Below are 21075 nucleotides of genomic sequence, written 5' to 3'. Positions count from 1 at the left end.
GAACACGCAAGCCTTCCCTCCCTGGAAAGGCGCGGCGTGTCATCCCTGTCAGTTCTTAACTCGATACATTGTTGTATCGAATTGCATTCTGAACTAAAATGCATCGATGTCAAGGCTGAGGACCAGACCGACCCGGGACGACACGCGCGACAAATTGTTCGAGGCGGCGGCCCGCGTGTTCGAGGCAGAAGGCATCGGCGGCGCCAGCATCGAGGCGATCGCGGCTGCCGCCGGTTTCACGCGCGGCGCGTTCTATTCCAATTTCAAGAGCAAGGACGAGTTGATCATCGCCATGATCGAGGATCATGTCGAGCAGTCGATCAAGCGCAATCTCGACCTGCTGGCGGAGCATACCGATCTCGACGAATTCCTCGCTGCGCTGAAGGCGATGGATCGCAGCAAGCAGGATCCGCTCGGCCGTTCGCCGCTGCTTCATATGGAGATGATCCTTTATGTCGCGCGCGCCGAGAAGCGGCGGCCGGAGCTTGCGAAGCGCCTGCGCGCGCGGCGCAAGCTGATCGCCGACATCATCCAGGCGACGCAGCAAACCAATCCCAGGAATCATGCTCGGAACCCGCCCTGGATGGCCTCCGTGCTGCTGGCGCTCGAAGACGGTTTTCGACTGCACCGGCTGATCGATCCAGAGACGACGCCGGCCGACAGCTTTTTGCGCGCCATCACAGACTTGCGGCGGGCGACGGGACTGGCGTCCAGCTAGGCGGTCCGTTTGGACGCGAGCGCATCGCCACGCGCAACGTCGAGGCGGCCGAGCATCGCCCTCGCCTGCTCGGCGCAATGGTCGATCAGCCAGCGCTCGAACGCGATGGGCGCAAGCGCGGGGGCATAGAGGAAGCCCTGCACGACGTCGCAGCCGAGCTCAGCCAGCACCTTGCGCTGCGCCTCGGTCTCGACGCCTTCTGCGACGACGGTCATGCCGAGGCTTTGCCCGACCCGCACCACCGCGGTGGCAATCGCCAGCGCACCGGCATCGCTCTCGATGTCGCGCATAAAACTGCGGTCGATCTTCAGCTCGCGGATCGGCAGATGCGCAAGCCGGCTCAGGCTCGAGAAGCCAGTGCCGAAATCGTCGAGCGACAGCCCGACGCCGAGCTTGCGGATCGCCTGCATCGTCTCCAGCGCGACCGCCCGCTCCTGCATGAACGCGCCCTCGGTGATCTCGAGCATCAGGGCGTTCGGCGGCAGATCGTGTTCGGCGAGGATCGCGGTCAAACGCGTCGCCAGATGAACGTCGCGGAAATTGATCGGCGACAGATTGACCGACACGCTCGGGATGTTCAGCCCGGCGCGGCGCCAGCTCGCCATCTGCCGGCAGGCCTCGCGGATCGACCACAGACCGATCTGCTCGATCAGGCCGCATTCCTCGGCGAGCGGGATGAATTTTGCGGGCGAGATTTCGCCGAGCACGGCGTCGTGCCAGCGCGACAAGGCCTCCACGCCATGGATCGCGCCATCCACGGTGCGGATCTGCGGCTGGTAGCGCAGGCTGAGCGCGTCTTCGGCGATCGCACGGCGGAGCGCGGCCGTGAACACCAGCCGCTGCTCGGTGAGCCCGCTCATGTCGGCGCTGAAGAAGCGATGGGTCGAGCGGCCCGCGAGCTTGGCCTTGTACATGGCGGCATCGGCCTGCTGCATCAGCGTGTCGATGTCGGTGGCGTGGTCCGGATAGAGGCTGATGCCGATGCTCACCGACATCTGCACCTGTTTTGCGCCGAGATGCAGCGGCGATGCCAGCGCCTGCGTGATGCCTGCGGCAACGTTTGCGGCGGCCTCGGCATCGTGATCCGGCAGCAGGATCACGAACTCGTCGCCGCCGAGCCGGCCCAGCATGTCGCAGGGCCGAAGCTGCGCCCGCAGCCGCTGCGCCAGTAGCACGAGGAGCTCGTCGCCTGCAGCATGGCCCAGCGTGTCGTTGACGTCCTTGAAATGGTCGAGGTCGAGGAAGGCGAGCGCGATGTGGCTGCCGGCCTGGCAGGAATCGATCGCCGACATGATCAGGTGGCGGAGCTGCGCACGGTTCGGCAGGCCGGTGAGAATGTCGTGATAGGCCAGCCGCGCGATCTCGGCGCGCGCCTCCTTGCGCTCGATCGCAAGCGCCGCAAGGCTGACGCAGGCATCGACGATGCGCCGGTGCCATGCGCTCGGCGCGCGGGATTCCCGGTAATAGAAAGCGAAGGTGGCGATGACCCGGCCGTCCTTGGCCTTGACCGGGGTCGACCAGCAGGCGCGCAGGCCGATCGAGAGCGGCATCGCGTTGTAGGGCAGCCAGCGCGGATCGGTTGCGAGGTCGATCGCGAGGACCGGCTTGCCGTAATAGGCGGCCGAGCCGCAGGAGCCGACATCGGGACCGATGACGACGCCGTCGAGCGCCCGCGAATAGTCCTCAGGCAGGCTCGGGCCGCCGAGCGGATGAATCTGCCCGCCGGCGTCGACATGCAGCAGCGAGCAGACGACGCCGGGCGCGATCTGCTCGACACGACGGCACAGCCGGTCGGCGATCTGCGCGATCGGCACCTCGTCAGCGAGCGCCCCCATGATCAACTGCTGGAGCGAGCGCAACTGCTTGCTCTCGGTGATGTCATCGAGCAGCGCGAAGATGTGCTTGACCCGGCCCTTGCGATCGCGGAACGCGTCGATGCGGGCGGAGACCCAGATCTCGTCACCGTCCTTGCTGTAGACGAGAACCTCGGCTTCGCCGCCCTCGCCGCCCGCCAGCAAGCGCTTCCTGAGCTTGGCGAGCGCCTTGATCCTGGTGTGACGACCGGCCAGCAGGTCGGTCACGCGCCGCTCCTGGGCCTCGTCGTAGGAATAGCCGAACATCGAGCCGAACGATGCGTTGGTGTAGCGGATGTTCAGCTCGGGATCGGTGATGATGACGGCGCGATTGGTCTGGTCGGACACCGCGTTGAGGAGACCGATGCGCACGCGGCGCTCGGCGTCTTCGGTGATGTCGCGGACGAAAGCCACGTGATGGCCCAGCTCCGACCCGACCGACGAGAGCGACACCGACGCCCTGATACGGCTGCCGTCGTGTCGCACCAGGCTGACCTCGTCGCGGCAGGGAGCAAGCGGATCGGCACCGAAGCAGTCGAGCCCAAGAACGGAAGCATCTTGCCCGAGCAATTCGGCCCGCGCGCAGTTCCAGAGCCGCTCGGCGGCCGCGTTGAAATGGATGATCCTGCGGGCGCCGTCGAGGATCACAACACCGTCATCGGCCTGCTCGAATGCGGCCAGCAGAAGTTCCGGAGTTCCGATCGCAGGGCAATCGTGGGCGGACATGGGTAGACCCGAGCGCGTCGCAGGATTGCGATGAGGGCACCGAGATTAACGCTGCGATGGTGTCCAAGACGTTCTTAGCAACCGGGCGACACCAGCCAAGACGTGACATGCTTAAGATTCTGCGAAGCCGGCGCGGTATGAAAATGCTGTCGGAACTCGACCCATCTCGGTTCCGCCCTGGAGCTTGTGACAAATGTGCCGCATTTCCGCCGCACTCGATGAACCGCAATGCAGTTCGTCATAGCGGGGAAGGCAAATGATCGGACGCGTCTCCTTCGGGCAATCGCAGGGAGGGTGGCGCGTCGGCTTTGCTGTAGTCCTGTTCTGCCTACTCGGAACTTCCAGCCGCCCCGCGTCGGCGCAACCTGGTTCGAGCGCGCTGACTGATCTCCCAGCCCGACTCGCCGACAAGTACCCAAATATTCGGAGCGTCGTGCTCGCACGGCACGATTGCGTTGAATTCGAGTACTACAAGGCGGGCCTGGATGCCCGGAGCTTGTCGTCCGTACACTCGGTCACGAAGAGCGTCCTCTCGATTCTGGTCGGCATCGCGCTCGACAAGGGCTACCTGCGCCTCGACGAAAGGCTTTCGGAGCTTCTGCCTGAAACGTTGGATCCGACCATCGATCCTCGCGTGCGTGACATTACGGTTCGTGATCTGTTGACGATGACCTCCGGCTTTGATTCAGCGGCACCGTTTGGTGCGAGGGCGGTCGTCCCACCGCGCGAAATGTGGCAATGGACGCTCGCGAGACCGATCCAGCACAAGCCTGGCTCTCAATTCGACTACGATGATGACAGTGTGAACCTGTTGTCAGTGGCTCTGGCACGAGCAATCCGGCAAGACTCGAGGAGCTTCGCAGAACAAAATCTGTTCGGCCCGCTCGAAATAGAAAATTTTGATTGGAAAGCCGATAGCCGGGGGCATCTGATTGGTGCAACCACGCTCTCGCTCAGTGCCAGGGACATGACGAAACTCGGCCTGCTGTATCTTCGGCGCGGACGCTGGGGACATGAGCAGATCGTGTCGGGCGAATACGTGGCTGACTCAATTTCGAAACATAATGACGGTGGCGCTCCAGTCAAAACGGCCTACGGCTATCTTTGGTGGGTGACGCACACCGGCGCGGGGCTGGACGCCTTCTTCGCCGCAGGCAAGGGGAGCCAGATTATCTACGTCGTACCGAGGCTTGATCTCGTCGTGACGGTGACCTCGCTTTCCAGTGTTCCCGGTGGAAGCGTGCGCTTCGTAAACGACGTCCTGTTGCCCGCCGCAAGCGATGCGTCTACTCCGCCGACCTGCATCGCACGGCTTGTGCGAGAGCGACCTCTTCATTGAATGGCCGCGCTTGAACCGTCTATGACCTCGCGCGGTGCCCGCTGCCGGGCGCAAGCCGACGCCTTACCCGGCGCCGGTTCCACCCTGCAGCTTGTGCAGGCGGCCGGCAACGGCGCGCACCTTGCCCGGTGAGGCCTGCCAGATCGACAGCGCCGACAAGCCACAGGCAATGATGGCGATGGCAAAGGGCAGCGTGTAGCTGCCGGTCAGGTCGTACAGGAAACCCGTGACCCAAGGCCCGGCCGCGCCGCCCGCGAGCGCGGCCAGCATGATCGAGCCGAAGATGCTGCCGTAGTGTTTGCCCTGGAAGATCTCGAGCACTACGGGACCCATGACCGAGGTGAGTCCGTAGCCGAGTGCGCCTTGCGCGAACACCATCACATAGACCAGCAGCAGCGACGGCCAGAATTTTAGCGCGACGAGTGCCGCAAAGCAGATCGCAAAGCCGGCGCAGCTCGCTACCCAAACCCATTCGCGCCCGATCCTGTCGGAGACATGGCCGAGCAGGATCTGGCCGGGAATGCCGAGCAGGCTGACGACGCCGAGCGACCACACCGCGACACCAGCGCTGAAGCCGATGTCGAGCAGGAACTTGGTCTGATGCACCTGCACCGCGTACCAGATGTACAGGCCGCAGAAATAGCCGAGCGAGATCCACCAGAAGCGCGCCGTGCGCAGCGCGCGCTGCAGCGTCCAGTCGGTCGCAACCCAGACCGGGTCGACCACGTTGGAGACGGGCTTTGCAGAATGCGCCGAGGGCGCGGCATCGCCATCGGGCAGCAGGCCGAGATCCTCGGGGCGCTTGCGCAGGAAGAGATTGATCGGCGCGAGCACGATCAGGACCAAGAGGCCCATCGCGGTGCAGGCGGTGCGCCAGCCGGTCTGCTCGATCAGGTGCTGCACCCAGGGCAGCAGCGTCACCGATCCGATGCCGACGCCGGCAAAGGCGATGCCGATGGCAAAGCCGCGCTTGCGGATGAACCAGTTCGGCAGAAACAGCGACTGGCCGGAATAGCCGAGGCAGACGCTGCCGGCACCGACCATGATGCCGATGGTGACGTAGAGATGCCAGGGCGCGCTGGTGAGCGGCGCCAGCAGCAGGCCACCGGCCATCAGGGCGACACCGACCTCCATCACCGCGCGCGGGCCGGCGCGGTCCATCAATCGGCCGATCAACGGGCTGACCACCGCCGAGACCACGAAGCCGAACGAGAATGCGCCTGCGGTGAGACCGCGCTCCCAGCCGAACTCGGCGATGATGGGCGGAAAGAACAGCGAGAACGCGGTGCGTGCATTCACCCCGATCGCCATGGTGACAAAGATCACCGCGACCACGACCCAGCCGTAGAAGAAGGGAAGCCGCATGTTGTGCTTGGTTATGATTGTTTCATCCCTGGACGATCTTTCGGATCATCTGGGAGTGGCCGGGTCAAGCGCTTTTCCCGCATGCCAGCGATTTGAGCGCGCAGCGACGCGGCTAACCGGCCACCGGCCGCACAACCTGGGTGATAAAACCTCCTTGCTCGCCACTTGCATCTGGCCGAAGATGGACAAGCAGGCTAACATCTCATTTTCAGCGCTGGATTTTCAGGAGGTGAGCGATGGGTGCGTTCGTTCCCGATGGATACGTTCCGCATGTTCAGGACCAGATCAACTCCAGGTTTGCCGTGGGCGACGCCCTGAAGGAGATGATCGGATTTCAGAAAGAATTCAAACTGTTCTCGCTGCAGCATTCGCTGTGCAGCTCGTTCACACTGCTCAACATCGCGCCCGTCGGTGAGAAGGACCGCGAGGGTTTCCTGAAGTACCTCGAAATGCTCAAGAAGACCGGCGCGCAGGTGAACGGCAAGCCGACGAAATACAACGGACACGATCAGATCATCGTGACGCTGAAGGGAAATCTCGAGAGCAAGGCCCCGCTGCCGGTGTTTTTCGACTATCATCCGGGCGAGAAGCCGAAGGGACAGGTGCTGGTCACGATCCGCGAGGCCTTCATCTTTTCCAGCACGAACTACCTGACCATCAGTGTTCCGACCGTGAAGCCCGGAGCGCGCCGGAAGAAATAGGCCATGCGCGCGCTTCGCGCGCAGGTTCGCTCCTATTATTCGCGAAAGATCGAACGTCACGGGTCGACGCCGCTCGGCGTCGACTGGCCGAACGCGGTGTCGCAACATCTGCGTTTCGTACAGCTCCTGAAAATCTGCGACTTCACCAAGCCGTTCAGCCTGACCGATTTCGGCTGCGGCTACGGCGCCCTGCTGGAATTTTTGGCCATGCGGCACGCTGATTGCCCCGTCACCTATCGTGGCATCGACATCTCGCCGGCCATGGTCGCGGCCGCCCGGCGGCGCTGGAGCGACCGCCCGGACGACGCTACATTCGTGGTCGGTTCGCGATGCCCCGACGTCACCGACTACGTTCTGACCAGCGGCACCTTCAACGTCAGGCTTGGCCGACCGGTGGCGGAATGGAAGCGCTATGTCGAGACGATCCTGACCGACATGCAACGCAAGAGCCGGATCGGCTTCGCCGCCAACTTCATGCTGCCGCACGACCAGGGACGGACAGAGCAAGCGCTCTATCGGACCAGGCCGCAGCCGTGGGTCGATTTTTGCCGCAAGCAGCTCGGTTGCGAGGTGGAATTGCTGACCGATTACGGCCTTCGCGAATTCACGCTTCTCGTTCGCTGCCCGCGCACGCCTCTCTCGCCGAAAGCAGCGGTTCGTAGGCCTTCGCGCCCGTCTCGTCGATGAGGCGCCGCGCGCGGGCGAACAGCGCGTCCGCGTCGTGCAGGGGATGCCGGAGCTGGCCTGCATCCAGTGCCCGTCCCAGAAAGATGAGAGAACGGCATTCCGCAAGGCGAGCGCTGCGTTCGATCGCGACTGCCAGGCTTCGTTCGGCCGCGCTCACGGCGGCTGCCGGGCTGTTGCTCCTCAGATAGAGCTCGGCGAGGAAGGTCAGCATCTCGCTCTCGTATTCGAGCCCGGCATAAGCCTCGCGCGCGAGGCGAACCGTGGCCTCCAGCTTCTGGATGGCGCCGACATGATCGCCGGCCAGCGCGAGCGCCAGCGCCGCGCAGGCGGCGCCATAGACCGCGAGGTAGGGCAATCCGCTCGCCGCGCCGACCTTCTCGATGCACCGGCTGTGGAATTCGGCCTGCTCCGCATCACCCGAAAGCCAGGCGAGCTCGACGCCGGCGAGGTGCGGGATGAACTGAACGGCAGGGTCCGGAAATTCGCTCTCGGTCGCGATCAGGTCCGCGATGCTTTGCCGCGCCGCGATGAAGTCGCCCATGCGCACCAGCACCCTGGCGCGCAGGCTCTCGACCCAGCGTTTGACGTTGAACCCGATCAGCGCTTCGTGCGCCGGCAGGATGTTGGTGATGTGAGCGAGTGCCGTGTCGCTCGCTTGCAATGCTTCACGCAGCCTCCCGGCGTAGCCATGGGCCTGGCACAGGAAGATCTGCAGCATGGTGTTGAGGCTCGGATCGCGCGCACTGGTCAGCTCGATCGCCTGCAGGACCTGCTTCACGTAATCGTCCGCCGAGCCCGTGCACGCCAGCACCCGGCCATAGACGGCAAGGATCAGTACCTCGGAGACCGCATCCTTCGACTCCCGCGCGAGCTCCAGCGCCTCCTCGGCAAAGGGCGCAACCTCCTCCGCACTGGTTCCTTCGCGCCAGCCCATGCCGACAATCTGCCCCGAAGCCCGAACGCGCAGCCTGTCGGTTTCGGCGGAGCGCGGCACGGCCTGAAGCAGCAGTCGAACCCTTTTCCAGGACTTGAGCGCGACCATCGAGTGGAGCGTACCGATCCACGCCGCGGCGCGCGCCGCATAGGTCGCCGCCGAGAGGAAGTCCCGGGCCGCCTCGAAATGATAGGAGATCAGATCGGCATATTCGCCGAGCTGGTTGTGATGGAAACTTTCAAGCGCCTTGGCCACGGCGGCATGAAGCTCGACACGGCGTGACCGCAATTGCGTGGCGTAGGCCACCTCCTGGATCAGCGGATGCCGAAACGCGAACCGGCCCGGCGCGCTTGGATCGCCCGGCTGCACCAGCTCGAGCTGCGACAGCCGATCGAGGATCGGAGCGAGATCGTCCACCGGCGCAGTGGTCACTTCGGCCAGCACGGCCAGAGGGAATTCCCGCCCGATCGTCGCACCGACCTGAAGCACCTCCTTGTCACGGGGCAAGAGCCGGTCGATGCGCGCCGCGATCACGGATTGGACGGTTGCCGGCAGCGTCTCCATTGGCGGCTCCTGCGCCGCCTCGTAGTGACCGGCGTGGCCACCAAGCTCGCCGCTATCGACCAGGGACCGGATCAACTCCTCGGCAAAGAAGGGATTGCCTCCGCTTCGCTCGATGATGCGCTGGCGGACCGCGCGGGTCGACGGGTGATCGCCCATCAGTTCGACCGCGAGCGCCGCCACGTCGCCGTCGCTGAGCTCGTCCAGGCGGATCTCGTGAAAGTTCGGTGCTTCGGGCCATGGCGCCTGATAGGTCGGACGATAGGTCAGGATCAGCGCGACGCGGCTCTCGGCCACCACGTCGACGAGGGCCGACACGAATTCGATGCTTGCTTCATCCAGCCAGTGAATGTCCTCGATGACGATCACCGACGGCGTGCGGGTGCCGTCCCTGACGAGGCTGCAGACCAGATTGACGAGACGGCCACGCCTGGCCTTCGGGTCGACCGGCGATTTGCCGCTGCTGATGCCGAGGAAATCGCACAGCAGCGGCACGTCATCCATCAGATGCGGCACCGCCGCCTCGATCCGGGACGCGATCTTCGCGCGCGCCGTCTCGGCATCGTCGGTCGGGCCGATCCTGAAGAAGGTGCGGAAGAACTCCACGAGCGGTTGCAGTGGGCCGGAATGATCGTATGGCGATGCTCTGGCCTCCAGCACGGGGACCAGCCGATCCCTGGCGGTCTTGGCGAACTCGAAGCACAGCCGGCTTTTTCCCAAGCCAGGCGCCGCGGAAATTCCGATCGCCTTGCCCGCGCCGCGCTCGGCCCCGGCGAACGCCTCGTGAAGAATGGCCAGCTCCTTCTCCCGTCCGCGATACACGCCCGCAAGCGCTTCCGGGAAGGTGGCACCGGCGTGCTTCAAACCCAGCAATCGGTAGACGACGATGGGGCGCGGGAAACCCTTGACGTCCTGATGTCCCAACGACCGCGCCTCGCAGGCCGCGTGAACCAGCCGAAAGGTCGATTCAGTGATGCAGATTTCACCGGGCTGGGCCATGTGCTCCAGGCGGCTCGCCAGGTGCACGGCGGGACCATAGACGCTCTGCTCCTTGGTGAATTTGTCCGGAAGGCCCGCAACGATCTCGCCGGCATGAATGCCAACGCGCAGCGTGATGCCGTTCGCGTGCGACGACTGAATCATGGCGAGCGCGGCCTGGCAGGCCCGCAAGGCATGATCTTCCTGCGCTTGCGGCATGCCGAAGATCGCCAGCAACGCATCACCCATGCTGCGCGTGATCGTGCCCTGATACTGCTGGATGGCCTCGCCCATGCGGGCGAGCGCGGGCGGCAGCCGGTCGAGCGCCAATTCGGGATCGCCGGCGCCGATCATTTCGGTCGAGCCGACGATGTCGGCGAACAGGACGGTGACGACCTTCCGCTCACCGACCGGCGCCGGTTGTTGCAGCCGTTCGCCGCAAGCGCCGCAAAAGCGCGCGGCATCAAGATTGGGGTGCCGGCAATTCGGGCAGACCAGGGCGAAACTGATGCCGCAGGACCTGCATACCCTGTCGTCGGGCAAGGTCTCCGTCTGACAGGCCGGGCACAACATCAGCACACCTTTTCCGGGTACAGCCGGTTTTCCGACCCAGAAGGTAGCCTCAGTAGGAGCAAAACGAAAGACGGCCCTCGCCGGCCGCGCAGGGGCGAAAACGCAGGCAATTGCCTCAGGCGGCGTCGAGGCGCGAGCTGACCGCCGCTGTTTCCGGCCCGATCTGCGCGATCGGCTGCGGGCGGCCGAGCAGATAGCCTTGCGCAAAATTCACGCCGAGCGCCTTGAGGCGATCGAACTGCTCCTGGGTCTCGATGCCTTCGGCGGTGACGGACATGTCGAGGCCGCGCGCAAGCGTGACGATCGAGGAGATAATGGCTGCGGAGTGCGGACGAAGCGTCAGGCTGCGGATGAACGACTTGTCGATCTTGATCCTGTCGAACGGAAACGCGGTCAGATAGCTCAGCGACGAATAGCCGGTGCCGAAATCGTCGAGCGCAAGCTCGACGCCGATGCTCTTGAGCCGTTCCATGAAGGCGAGGTTCTCGACGCCGCGCTCCAGCAGGACGGACTCGGTGATCTCGATCTCCAGCCGCTCCGGCGGCAGGCCGGAAGCTTCCAGCGCCGCGCAGATCACGTCGAACAGCTCCGCCTCCTTGAACTGCACCGGCGACAGATTGACGGCAACGCGCTCCCCGGACGGCCAGGCGGCGGCGTCCTCGCAGGCGCGACGCAACACCCATTCGCCGAGCGGCACGATCAGGCCGGTCTCTTCCGCGAGTGGAATGAACTGGTCGGGCGGAATCAGGCCGCGCGCCGGATGCCGCCAGCGCACCAGCGCCTCGAAGCCGCGCCGCTCTGCGCTGGTGACGTCGAAGAATGGCTGATAGTGCACCTCGAGCTGGCAGCGCGCGATGGCGTCGCGCAGATCACCTTCCAGCGTGTTGCGCGCCTCGAGCTCGGCCGACATCGCCTCGTCGTAGATCGTGAAACAGTTGCGCCCCGCGGATTTCGAGCGGTAGAGCGCGAGGTCGGCCTTCTTCAAAAGCTCTTCCTGGTCGTCGCCGTGCTGCGGCGCGATCGCGATCCCGATGCTGGTGCCGATCTCAAGGCGATGTCCCGGCAGGAAGAACGGCTCGGCGACGAGCTTGGCGATGCGGCTCGCCAGCTCGACCGAACAGACCCTTTGATCGTCGCAGCCCCCCTGGATGATCGCAAATTCGTCGCCGCCGAGCCGCGCCAGCACATCGTGCTCGCGCAAGGCAGCCTTGAGGCGTTGCGCAACCTGGCGCAGCAGCAGGTCGCCCGCGCCATGGCCGAGCGAGTCGTTGACGTTCTTGAAGCGATCGAGGTCGAGCATCAGGATCGCGAAGGTCATTCCGCCCTCACGCATCTCGCGGTTGATCTCGTCCAGGCGCCCGAGGAAGAACGCACGGTTCGGCAGCCCGGTCAGGATGTCGGTCTGGGCGAGCTCGAGCACGCGCCGGTTCGCCAGCGACAGCCGCCGCGAGTTGCGGCCTGCCAGCACCAGATAGGCGGTGAGGAATCCGGTCAGAAGCAGGCCCACGGCCAGCACCGTGAGCGCACGATCGTAGGCCGTGACCAGGGGGCCGCCGGCCGCAGGCACGGCGCGAACCTGCCAATCGGTATCGCCGATCCGCAGGCTTCCCGACCAATGCCTGCCTCTCGCGACGTCGCGCATCGACTGCGGCGCGCTTTGAGATGACGAGAAATCCGGAAGCGATTGCTCCAGGCTGACGATCCGTCCCGTGAACGGCGGATAGACGTTGACGCTGATCGCGGGGCTCGCGGCCGTCGTCGCCCGGATCGCCTGCAACAGCAGCGGCAGATCGAATATGCCGACGATGACGCCGGCGAGATTACGCCGCCGGTCGGCGACCGTTTCGCGCGACGTGCCCTTGGCGTAAACCGGGACGATCACCATCGCATTCGGCAATTCGCCGCCTTCCCTCGGCTCGTAAAGGCGAGCAGGAAGCGCCGCGATCCGGTCGTTGTCGCGGGCGCGCTCGACCGCCGCCCAACGGTCGGGGATGCTCGCATAGTCCATACCGTAGACGGGTGAGGTCTTCGGCTGCGTGGAATAGAAGATCGGGAAATGCTCCTCGCGCTGGGGCGCGGTCGCGAAACTGCCGTCGCTGCGCAGCGACTTGATCCGATAGCCGGAGATGCCGTCGGCGATCGCCGCGGCCTCATATTCGGCGCGCTCCTTGCGGTTGACCCGCGGCAGCCAGGCGATGCGCAGCATGCCCGGGTGATGCTCGAACAGGCGGCCGCTGAACGTCTCGAACTCGCTGCGGGTGATTTCCTCGTTGACCGACTCGAACAGCGTGCGCAGCGCCATCAGCCGCGAGATATATTCGTTCATGCCGTTCTGCATGACGATGGCTTCGGTGTCGGCGGCGCTCTCGAACTCGACCTTGTTGACGCGGTCCTCCCATTGGGCGACGGCGAATGCCGCGGTGAGCGACAGCAACAGGCCGATGCCGGCAGCGACGAGCGCAGGACGGTACAGCCGGAGCAAGGGCGCTGCGCGCCACCGTCCGATCATGCGCTTTCGATCCTGATCATTCTGATCGCGATCGTCCATCTTGCTCGTCGTCCCCCTCGTGTCGCGGAGCAGACCTCTGGCCGCACCGTGACGTGAGCGATCGGACAAGCCCTGCGGTTAAGAACTGCCCAATTTTGCAGCCCGACTTCGCTGCATTGCGCGGCTTAGTTAACGATTAGGCTGCGATCCGCCGCGCCATCTGCACAATCTGTTGCTTTTCCCCGGAGTAATACGGGCCTCCAGCATCCAAGAGATTAGCGACATCTTCAGCCCGCCGAACTATTGTCCGTGGCGGCATTCCCGGCACTCCATATCAGCGCTGTCATGACACGATCCCGACTCGCGGCACGCATCGCTCTGGCCATCGCGCTGACGGCCGTAGCTGCAGTCGCTGCAAGGAGCGACGAGGTCGGCGTCAGCGCGGACGGGATTTTGTTCGGCCAGGCCGCAGCCCTCGAAGGCCCTTCCTCCGCGCTCGGCCAGCGCATGCGGCAAGGCATCGTTGCCGCGTTCACGGAGATCAACGCCAAGGGCGGCGTCCACGGCCGCAAGCTTCGGCTGATCAGCCGCGACGATGGCTACGATCCCGACCGTTCGGTGGCGCAGACGTTGCGCCTGATCGACCACGACAAGGTGTTCGCGCTGATCGGCGCGGTGGGAACGCCGACCGCGATGGCGACGATCCCGATCACGAGTGCGCATAACGTTCCCTTCATCGGCCCGTTCACCGGCGCCGAATTCTTGCGCGACCCCGAGCTCTCCAACGTCGTCAACATCCGCGCGAGCTACAGCGCGGAAGCCGAGGCCTGGATCAAGCACCTCACCGAGGACCTCCGCTACACCCGCATCGGCATCTTCTACCAGGACGATTCATTCGGCCGTGACGGGCTTTCCGGCGTCAAGCGCGCGCTTGCGAAGCGCGGCCTCGAGCTCGCCGCCGAAGGCACCTTCGAGCGCAACACGCGGGCGGTCGGCTCGGCCTGGCGGATGCTGAAGCGCGCCGAGCCCGAGGCCATCGTCATGGTCGGGACCTACGGCCCCTGCGCGGAGTTCATCAAGCTCGCGCGCCGCAGCGGCTTCCATCCGACCTTCGTCAACATCTCCTTCGTCGGCGCCAATGCGCTCGCCAGGGAGCTCGGTCCCGACGGCGAAGGCGTTGTGGTCTCGCAGGTCGTGCCGTTTCCATGGGACGCATCGATCGGGCTCGTCGCCGACTACCAGGCCGCGCAACGGGCATTCGACGCGACGCTGACGCCGGACTTCGTGTCGCTGGAAGGCTACCTCGCGGGACGGCTCGCCGCCGCAGCGCTCGAGAAGGCAGGTCCGAACCCCACGCGCATCGGCCTGTTGCGCGTCATCAACGAGATCGGCCGCTTCGACATCAGCGGCAGCGTCGTCACGACAGGCACCCGCATGCTCGACACCCCGCCAAAGGTGTTCATGACCGTGATCCAGAAGGACGGGACATTCAAGGCGGTCGACCGGCTGTAGTTCTTTTGTTTGAGCATGGTCTTGTCGGAAAACCGCTGCACACTTTTCCGGACCATGCTCAGGCCCGCCGCGTCCAGCGATCGGCGTTGACGGCACCTAGCGGAGCTTCGCCCCTGATGATCGCCTCCACCTGCCGCACCGTCTCCAGCGACTGGTACTCGATCGCCTGAGGCGTCAGCCCGCCGACATGCGGCGTGGCGATGACGTTTTGAAGTCTTGCCAGCTCCGGCGCCGGCATCTGGTCGGGCGCGCGGCCGACATCCATCGCGGCACCGGCGATACGGTTCTCGCGCAGGGCATCGGCGAGCGCGGCCTCGTCGACGAGATTGCCGCGCGAGAGGTTGATGAAGACTGCGTGCCGCTGCATTCGCGCGAGCGCCGCCTGCCCGATCAGGTTCTCCGTCTGCGCATTCGCAATCGCGAGGCAGACGACGTAGTCGGACGCCGCAAGCAGCTCGTCGAGCGCGACCTGCCGGATCGCGGGATCGTCGATCGTGACGAAGGGATCGGCGACCAGAATCTCCATGCGCAGCACTTTTGCGATCTCGGCGAGATGGCGCCCGATGCTGCCAAACCCGATGATGCCGACCCGGCTGCCCGCGAGCTGCCGGCCCATCCGCGCCTCTGGCTTGCGGCCGGCGTGATAGTCCGCCGTGGTCCGCGACACGCCGCGCGACAGATCGACCATGAAGCCGAGCGCGAGCTCGGCCACCGCCTGCACGAAGCCGGGACCGGCACGCGTCACCAGCACGCCGGCCTGCGAGGCCGCGTCCACATCGACGTTGCGGATATCGACCGCGCAGCGGACGAAGGCGCGCAGTTTTGGCAGTTGCGCAAAGATCTCGCCGCGCCCTTCCGTCATGCGGTCGGCGACGATGATGTCGGCGTCACGCGCGGCGGCGACGAGGCCGGCGGCATCGAGCGGAGCATCGCCCTGGTGCAGAATCACGTCGGCTGCCGCCTGCAAACCGTTGAGGCTGCGTTCGCCATAGTAGTTGCGCCGCATCTCGGGCGTGTGGGCCAGCAGCACCTTCACCGACGTTCTCCCTCAGTAGCCAAACGCGTGCGGCAGCGCCGTCGAGATCGCCGGCACGAAGGCGATCACGAGCAGGCAGAGCATGAGCAAGCCAAGATAACCCATGATCGGCTTCACCGTCTGCTCGATCGGCACTGCGACCGGCAACAGGCTGCGCGACGTCCGTCGCATGCCACAAAAGACAAAAGGCCGCGGGATCGCGCGATCCCGCAGCCTTGCGTCGAGAGGATGTCTTCCGCGGTGATGTCAGCGCGAAGCCGCGCCGCTCAATTGTCCGCCGAGCGCCTCCGCACTGCGCGAGGGACGCAGCGCGTAAGCGCCGTCGCCGAGCAGCGCCTGCGCAAGCAGCGCGATCGCCCAGAACGCCGGAAATTCCCAGCCGCCCTTCGGGTTCGAGAAGAAGAAGCCGGAAGCACCGTGCACGGTGAAGATGGCACCTAACAGGATCGGGATGCCGGCCAGCGCGGCATAGCGCGTCCAGACGCCGAGGATCAGCGCGATGCCGCTCAAGACCTCGATCGCGATGACGAGGTAGGCGAGTTCGCCGGGCAGACCGAGGCTGCCGAAGAACTTCGCGGTGCCGGCAGGGGTGAACACGAACAGTTTCAGGCTGGAATGGGCGAGGAAGAGCACGCCCAGCGCCACGCGCAGCACCAGCGCGGCGTACGGGGCGGTACGGGAATCGATCATGGCTGTCTCCAATGGTTTGGGCCATATGATCTATTCTCAATTGGATGATAATCCGGTATTTTGGAAATATAGCTCACACCCATGGAGTGAGATGCTCGACCGGCTCACCAGCCTTGAAGTCTTCGCCAAGGTCGCGGCGATCGGGAGCCTGTCCGGGGCCGCGCGGTCGATGGGCCTGTCGCAGACCATGGTGACCAAGCATGTCGCCTCGCTGGAATCGCGGCTCGGCATCAAGCTGTTCCACCGCACGACGCGGCGGCTGTCGATCACCGAGGCCGGCCGGTCCTATCTCGAATCCTCCGAACGCATCCTCGCCGACATGGAGGCGGCCGACGCGGCGGTCGCCGCCGAGCGCGTCGAGCCGCGCGGCCTGTTGCGCGTCAACGTCCCCGTCGTGTTCGGCACCAAACAGATCGCGCCGCTGCTTGCCGATTTTGCCGCGCGCTACCCGAAGGTCACGACCGAGCTCGGCCTCAACGACCGCCTCGTCGATCTCGCCGAGGAGGGCTGGGACCTCGCGATCCGCATCGGCAAGCTGCGCGACTCCAGCATGGTGGCGCGGCGGCTCGCACGGAACCGGATGGTGGTCTGCGCTGCGCCCGCCTATCTCGCCGCAAAGGGCACGCCGCGCACCGTTGCCGATCTCGCCGACCATAATTGCCTCGGCTACACCCTCTCGCAGCAGGGGAGCGCGGAAGAATGGCTGTTCGGTGAGAACGGCGAAATTCGCGTCCAGGTGAAGGGCAATCTGCGCGCCAACAATGGCGACGTGCTGCGCGCGGCCACGCTCGCCGGACAGGGCCTCGCACGGCAACCGACATTCATCATTGCCGATGAATTGCGCGCAGGCACGCTGGTGGCGCTGCCGCTCGACCAGCCCGAGATCCAGTCCTCAGCTGTGCATGCGGTGTACCTGCCCGACCGCCGCCCGCCGGCCAAGGTGCGCGCGTTCATCGACTTTCTCGCGATGCGGTTTTCGCCTGAGCCGCCCTGGGACCGCGGGCTGTTCTGACAGCGCAACAGCGCTCCGGCAGTCTGGCTGTCCCATCCTGGAGCTAAGCTCTGGAGTCTCGTTTTGACACGTTTTCTTGACGCGAACCGGCGTCCACTTCGCTGGAAAACGCTGCAACGTGAGCCAGCGCACAGACTGGAACGTGGCTCGCGTCTAAGAAAGCTGTCATCCTCACGCGCATTGCTGATGGAGGTGACACCATGCGCCGTCCAGTCCTTTGCAATTTGTTCCTTGCGTCCAGCCTGCTCGCCCTCTCGCAACTCTTCACGCCAGATGCCCATGCCGAAGCGCGCCTCGCGCTCGTGATCGGCCAATCCGCCTATCGCGCAGTCCCCGAGCTGCCCAACGCCGCCAACGACGCCAAGGGCATGACGGAGCTGCTCGGCAGTGCCGGCTTCAATGTGACGACAGCACCGAACCTTGCGCAGGGCGAGATGCGCCAGGCGATCTCTGATTTTGCCGGCAAGGTCAGCGCCGCCGGCGCCGATACGGTCGCGCTGGTGTTCTATGCCGGCCACGGCTTGCAGATCGACGGCGAGAACTATCTCGTGCCTGTTGATCTCGATCCGAAGCGCGAAACCGACATTCCCGTGCAGGGCGTGCGGCTGAACGATCTGCTCAACACGCTCGGCGCGCTGCCGACGCGGTCGCGCATCTTCATGCTGGATGCCTGCCGCAACAATCCGTTCCCGGCGCTGAGCGGTGCCGGCCACGGTCTTGCAATCGTCGACACCAAGGCCGGCGCGCCCGGCACCTTCATTTCCTACTCGACCTCGCCCGGCGCGGAGGCCGAGGACGGCTCCGGCGCCGACAGCCCCTACACCACGGCGGTGCTGTCGGTCGCCAAGCAGCCGAACCTGCCGATCGAAGAGGTGTTCAAGCGCATCCGCGTCGCGGTCGCGCAATCGACCGACGGACGGCAGATCCCCTGGGAGAGCTCGTCGCTGACGACGGACTTCAGGTTCTTCGGCGATTCCAGCGGCCAGCAACCTGCCGCCGGTGCATCGTCGTTCGCGCTCGCCAGCGGCACGCGCAGCGTCGATGACTGGCGCAAGGAGTTGCGCGGGCGCGAACCCAAGGCCGCTTATGACCTCGTGATCGCCGACGACACCATCTCGGCCTATCAGGCCTATGTCGAGCTGTTCGCGCAGTCCGCTCCTGCCCCGCGCGTGCGCTCGATGCTGGAGCGCCGGCGCATGATGGAAGCCTGGAGCCAAGCCAACGCGGTCAACACCCGCGCCTCGTTCGAGGCGTTCCTGGCCAGCTACGGCAACAGCGATCTCGCGATCACGGCGCGCCGGCTGCTGCTGCGCGTGCAGAACCGCAGCATCGCGGCCGCCGCAGTTGCGCCGATCAACGTGGCGATGGCACCGACCTGCCCGTGCTCGAGCCCGTCGACGCCTGCGAGCCCGGTCACCCCGAAGGTGCTGCCGATCAACAAGCGCGTCGACGACACGCCGCCGAAGAGGAAGGTGGTCGACACGCCCAAGCGCAAGCCCACCGAGCAGGTCGTGGTCGATCGCCGTCCGCCACCGCAGGAGAGCGGTCCCCCGCCCGGCGCCATCATGCAAGGCATCGGCATCGGCGTGGGTATCGGTCTCGGCATGGGAATGGGTGGCGGCCGCGGTGGCGACATGGGACAGCACGGCGATTACCGCAGGTAAGCCGGCCCGATCCGAAGCAAGCGTGCCCGCAGGTGCACAACGTGCCTGCGGGCATTCTCTTGTGCGATGGCACGAGATCGTACGGTCTGATACTTCGGTATCGCCCGCAGGAGACTTCCACCCATGGCGAATGACGCCCACAACGGACGACCCTGGCCGCTATTCCGGTCACTGGCCTCCTATCGGATCAGTCTTCTGCCGGCAGATCTGATCGCCGGCCTGACGCTCGCCGCGATCGCGATTCCCGAGCAGATGGCCACCTCGAGGCTCGGCGGCTTCGCGCCGCAGATCGGCTTCTTCGCCTTCATGGCAGGCTCGCTCGGCTTTGCCATGCTCGGCAGCAACCGCTTCCTGTCCTGCGGCGCCGATTCCACCATCACGCCGATCTTTGCCGGCGGATTGGCGGCTGCAGCTGCCGCGGGCTCTCCCGAATATCAGTCGCTGGCGATTGCGCTGGCGTTGATGGTCGGCGCAATGCTGCTGCTCAGCGGCACCTTCCGCCTCGGCGGCATCGCCAATCTGTTGTCGGTGCCGGTCATGGTGGGCTTCCTCGCCGGCATTTCGGTCCACATCATCGTCTCGCAAATGCCTGGCGTGCTTGGGCTCGCTTCACCAAGCGGACCGATGCTCGATCGCATCGGCGTGCTCGCAACCGAGCTCGGCCGAAGCAATCCCTACACGCTCTGCATCGGTTTTGGCGTGCTGGCCGTAGTTCTCGTCTCCGAAATGATCAGCGCAAAAATCCCGGGCGCGCTGATCGGCCTGGTCGCGGCGACGCTTGCGGTGATCGCCGCGGGCCTCGAAGCCAAGGGCGTCAAGGTCGTCGGCGCCGTGCCCGGCACGCTGCCGCGACTGACCCTGCCCGATCTTGCACCCGAACAATGGGTGCGCCTGGTGCCGCTGGCCTTCGTCATCACCGTCGTCGTCATGGTGCAGACCGCCGCGACGACGCGCTCCTTCCCCTCCGATCCCGACAAGCCCGCCGATGTCGACCGCGACTTTCTCGGCGCCGGCGCCGGCAGCGTGCTGGCCGGCCTGATCGGCGCATTCCCGGTCAATGCCAGCCCGCCGCGGACCGGCATCGTCGCCGAGACCGGCGGACAGTCACAATTGTCCGGCCTTGCCGCGGCTTTGATCGTGCTGGCGCTGCTCGCGGTCGGCACGGGACTGTTGCAGCACGTTCCCGACGCGGCGCTCGGCGGCATCCTGCTGTTCGTCGCGCTCAGGATCGTCCGCGTCAAGCAGATCGCGACGATCTATGGCCAATCCCCGAGCGAGTTCCTGCTGATCCTGGCGACGGCCGCCCTCATCATCGTGCTGCCGATCCAGCAGGGCGCGTTCCTCGGCATCGTGCTGTCGCTGCTGCACGGCATCTGGAGCACGACGCGCGCAAGACTCATCGCGTTCGACCGCGTGCCGGGCACCACGATCTGGTGGCCGGCGCATCCGCACATCGCGGGTGAACGCATTCCAGGCGTCGCCGTGGTCGGGCTCCAGGCGCCGCTGTCCTTCCTCAACGCCCCCGGCTTCCGCAACGACGTCGCCAACGTGCTCAAGACCACGTCGCCAAGACTCCTGGTGCTGGAAGCCAGCGGCATGGTCGAGATCGACTTCACGGCCGCGCAAGTGCTGCTGGATGTCTTCAAGATGTGCACCGAGCAAGGCGTGACCATCGCGGTCGCGCGGCTCGAATCGCTGCGCGCGCAAAACGCCTTCGACCGCTTCGGACTGCACGAGCTGCTGCCGAAGGACCGCGTCTTTCACAGCGTGGATGAGGCCGTCCGCGTGCTGGCCGGCTAGGGCTATTGGACCAGCGCCGGGTGCTCACGCTGTACCGTTTCCCGGATCCAGCTCGCCTGGATCGCGCGAAACAGGATATGCGCCGTCCTGGTGTCGTTCGCCTTCATGCAGAGGTCGACGATCTGGCGCACGGCATCGTCGCGCATCAGGTCGTCGGACATCTTCATCGCGATCTCCATCGCGGCCCGCGCCGCGCGCTCATAGCGTTCGGTTTCGCGCCTGCGCCGTTCGTCGGATTGCCTGCTGGCGTCGGCCGCGCGACCGACCGTTTCGGCACATGCGGCCACCGACTCGCAGATGCTGCGAATGCGATCGGCCGCCTCGATGTCGCCGAGCGGCCCAGGGACGACTTCATCCCAGACGTCCTGACGCTTACCTCGCACGAACCACTTCATCGCCCCAAGAACCATGGCATTCCCATCGAACGCGCGCAGCATA

General features: G+C 65.4%; 16 protein-coding genes. 8 read left to right on the top strand and 8 right to left on the bottom strand.

The window, feature by feature from the left end; all coding sequences use genetic code 11:
* The first annotated feature begins 106 nt into the window (after positions 1-106).
* The gene (locus JQ632_RS23110; RefSeq protein WP_212404882.1) at positions 107-718 is read left to right on the top strand and encodes a TetR/AcrR family transcriptional regulator; all 612 of its coding nucleotides are present in this window, start codon (positions 107-109) and stop codon (positions 716-718) included.
* Here the strand turns inward: JQ632_RS23110 and JQ632_RS23105 are convergent.
* Complete coding sequence (locus JQ632_RS23105) at positions 715-3297, bottom strand: EAL domain-containing protein (protein ID WP_212404881.1); 2583 nt, start codon at positions 3295-3297, stop codon at positions 715-717. The genes JQ632_RS23110 and JQ632_RS23105 overlap by 4 nt on opposite strands.
* 256 nt (positions 3298-3553) lie before the next feature.
* Here JQ632_RS23105 and JQ632_RS23100 point away from each other — a divergent pair, with 256 nt between their 5' ends.
* Positions 3554-4636 carry a serine hydrolase gene (locus JQ632_RS23100; protein WP_212404880.1) on the top strand — a complete coding sequence of 361 codons (1083 nt, stop codon included), beginning with the start codon at positions 3554-3556 and terminating at the stop codon, positions 4634-4636.
* A gap of 63 nt (positions 4637-4699) precedes the next feature.
* Here JQ632_RS23100 and JQ632_RS23095 read toward each other — a convergent pair whose 3' ends face one another.
* Positions 4700-6001 (bottom strand): MFS transporter, encoded by a 1302-nt coding sequence (locus JQ632_RS23095; RefSeq protein WP_212404879.1) that lies wholly within the window; start codon positions 5999-6001, stop codon positions 4700-4702.
* A gap of 236 nt (positions 6002-6237) precedes the next feature.
* On the opposite strand from JQ632_RS23095, the gene JQ632_RS23090 reads away from it, so the two are divergent.
* Both JQ632_RS23090 and JQ632_RS23085 read left to right on the top strand, forming a co-directional pair.
* Positions 6238-6702: a hypothetical protein gene (locus tag JQ632_RS23090; protein ID WP_212404878.1), complete on the top strand. Its 465-nt coding sequence runs from the start codon at positions 6238-6240 to the stop codon at positions 6700-6702.
* Between the two features lie 3 nt (positions 6703-6705).
* Entirely contained in the window at positions 6706-7389 is a 684-nt protein-coding gene (locus JQ632_RS23085) for a class I SAM-dependent methyltransferase (protein ID WP_212404877.1), read from the top strand.
* On the opposite strand, the gene JQ632_RS23080 is transcribed toward JQ632_RS23085, so the two are convergent.
* Both JQ632_RS23080 and JQ632_RS23075 read right to left on the bottom strand, forming a co-directional pair.
* Entirely contained in the window at positions 7307-10435 is a 3129-nt protein-coding gene (locus JQ632_RS23080; protein WP_409363510.1) for an ATP-binding protein, read from the bottom strand. The two genes, JQ632_RS23085 and JQ632_RS23080, sit on opposite strands and share 83 nt — an antisense overlap.
* 115 nt (positions 10436-10550) lie before the next feature.
* Positions 10551-12944 (bottom strand): EAL domain-containing protein, encoded by a 2394-nt coding sequence (locus JQ632_RS23075; RefSeq protein ID WP_249152464.1) that lies wholly within the window; start codon positions 12942-12944, stop codon positions 10551-10553.
* A 324-nt stretch (positions 12945-13268) separates the two neighbouring features.
* On the opposite strand from JQ632_RS23075, the gene JQ632_RS23070 reads away from it, so the two are divergent.
* Complete coding sequence (locus JQ632_RS23070; RefSeq protein WP_212404874.1) at positions 13269-14435, top strand: ABC transporter substrate-binding protein; 1167 nt, start codon at positions 13269-13271, stop codon at positions 14433-14435.
* Positions 14436-14493: 58 nt separating this feature from the next.
* Here the strand turns inward: JQ632_RS23070 and JQ632_RS23065 are convergent, their stop codons facing one another.
* From JQ632_RS23065 to JQ632_RS23055, 3 genes are all read right to left on the bottom strand, one after another.
* A complete protein-coding gene (locus JQ632_RS23065; protein ID WP_212404873.1) occupies positions 14494-15471 on the bottom strand; it encodes a hydroxyacid dehydrogenase in 978 nt (325 codons plus the stop codon).
* A 12-nt stretch (positions 15472-15483) separates the two neighbouring features.
* Positions 15484-15642 carry a hypothetical protein gene (locus JQ632_RS23060; RefSeq protein ID WP_212404891.1) on the bottom strand — a complete coding sequence of 53 codons (159 nt, stop codon included), beginning with the start codon at positions 15640-15642 and terminating at the stop codon, positions 15484-15486.
* Between the two features lie 75 nt (positions 15643-15717).
* Positions 15718-16161, bottom strand: coding sequence for a DoxX family protein (locus JQ632_RS23055; protein WP_212404872.1), 444 nt, complete (start codon positions 16159-16161; stop codon positions 15718-15720).
* A gap of 91 nt (positions 16162-16252) precedes the next feature.
* On the opposite strand from JQ632_RS23055, the gene JQ632_RS23050 reads away from it, so the two are divergent.
* The 3 genes from JQ632_RS23050 (at position 16253) to JQ632_RS23040 (ending at position 20637) form a co-directional block, all read left to right on the top strand.
* Positions 16253-17173, top strand: a complete 921-nt coding sequence (locus JQ632_RS23050; RefSeq protein WP_212404871.1) for a LysR family transcriptional regulator — start codon at positions 16253-16255, stop codon at positions 17171-17173.
* A 200-nt stretch (positions 17174-17373) separates the two neighbouring features.
* A complete protein-coding gene (locus JQ632_RS23045) occupies positions 17374-18837 on the top strand; it encodes a caspase family protein (protein ID WP_212404870.1) in 1464 nt (487 codons plus the stop codon).
* A gap of 123 nt (positions 18838-18960) precedes the next feature.
* On the top strand, positions 18961-20637 hold the full coding sequence (locus JQ632_RS23040; protein ID WP_212404869.1) for a SulP family inorganic anion transporter: 1677 nt from the start codon (positions 18961-18963) through the stop codon (positions 20635-20637).
* 2 nt (positions 20638-20639) lie between these two features.
* On the opposite strand, the gene JQ632_RS23035 is transcribed toward JQ632_RS23040, so the two are convergent.
* Positions 20640-21032: a hypothetical protein gene (locus JQ632_RS23035; RefSeq protein WP_212404890.1), complete on the bottom strand. Its 393-nt coding sequence runs from the start codon at positions 21030-21032 to the stop codon at positions 20640-20642.
* Between the last annotated feature and the right edge of the window lie 43 nt (positions 21033-21075).

The organism is Bradyrhizobium liaoningense (assembly GCF_018130955.1).
In the GTDB taxonomy this organism is placed as follows: domain Bacteria; phylum Pseudomonadota; class Alphaproteobacteria; order Rhizobiales; family Xanthobacteraceae; genus Bradyrhizobium; species Bradyrhizobium liaoningense_C.
Note: the sequence above shows the minus strand (reverse complement) of the source record. Positions and strands in the feature narration are given on the sequence as shown.

Bases quoted from the DNA above. Each gene is read 5' to 3' on its own strand.
- JQ632_RS23110 (WP_212404882.1), top strand. From the start codon at position 107: ATGTCAAGGCTGAGGACCAGACCGACCCGGGACGACACGCGCGACAAA.
- JQ632_RS23105 (WP_212404881.1), bottom strand. From the start codon at position 3,297: ATGTCCGCCCACGATTGCCCTGCGATCGGAACTCCGGAACTTCTGCTG.
- JQ632_RS23100 (WP_212404880.1), top strand. From the start codon at position 3,554: ATGATCGGACGCGTCTCCTTCGGGCAATCGCAGGGAGGGTGGCGCGTC.
- JQ632_RS23095 (WP_212404879.1), bottom strand. From the start codon at position 6,001: ATGCGGCTTCCCTTCTTCTACGGCTGGGTCGTGGTCGCGGTGATCTTT.
- JQ632_RS23090 (WP_212404878.1), top strand. From the start codon at position 6,238: ATGGGTGCGTTCGTTCCCGATGGATACGTTCCGCATGTTCAGGACCAG.
- JQ632_RS23085 (WP_212404877.1), top strand. From the start codon at position 6,706: ATGCGCGCGCTTCGCGCGCAGGTTCGCTCCTATTATTCGCGAAAGATC.
- JQ632_RS23080 (WP_409363510.1), bottom strand. From the start codon at position 10,435: ATGTTGTGCCCGGCCTGTCAGACGGAGACCTTGCCCGACGACAGGGTA.
- JQ632_RS23075 (WP_249152464.1), bottom strand. From the start codon at position 12,944: ATGATCGGACGGTGGCGCGCAGCGCCCTTGCTCCGGCTGTACCGTCCT.
- JQ632_RS23070 (WP_212404874.1), top strand. From the start codon at position 13,269: ATGACACGATCCCGACTCGCGGCACGCATCGCTCTGGCCATCGCGCTG.
- JQ632_RS23060 (WP_212404891.1), bottom strand. From the start codon at position 15,642: ATGCGACGGACGTCGCGCAGCCTGTTGCCGGTCGCAGTGCCGATCGAG.
- JQ632_RS23055 (WP_212404872.1), bottom strand. From the start codon at position 16,161: ATGATCGATTCCCGTACCGCCCCGTACGCCGCGCTGGTGCTGCGCGTG.
- JQ632_RS23050 (WP_212404871.1), top strand. From the start codon at position 16,253: ATGCTCGACCGGCTCACCAGCCTTGAAGTCTTCGCCAAGGTCGCGGCG.
- JQ632_RS23045 (WP_212404870.1), top strand. From the start codon at position 17,374: ATGCGCCGTCCAGTCCTTTGCAATTTGTTCCTTGCGTCCAGCCTGCTC.
- JQ632_RS23040 (WP_212404869.1), top strand. From the start codon at position 18,961: ATGGCGAATGACGCCCACAACGGACGACCCTGGCCGCTATTCCGGTCA.
- JQ632_RS23035 (WP_212404890.1), bottom strand. From the start codon at position 21,032: ATGAAGTGGTTCGTGCGAGGTAAGCGTCAGGACGTCTGGGATGAAGTC.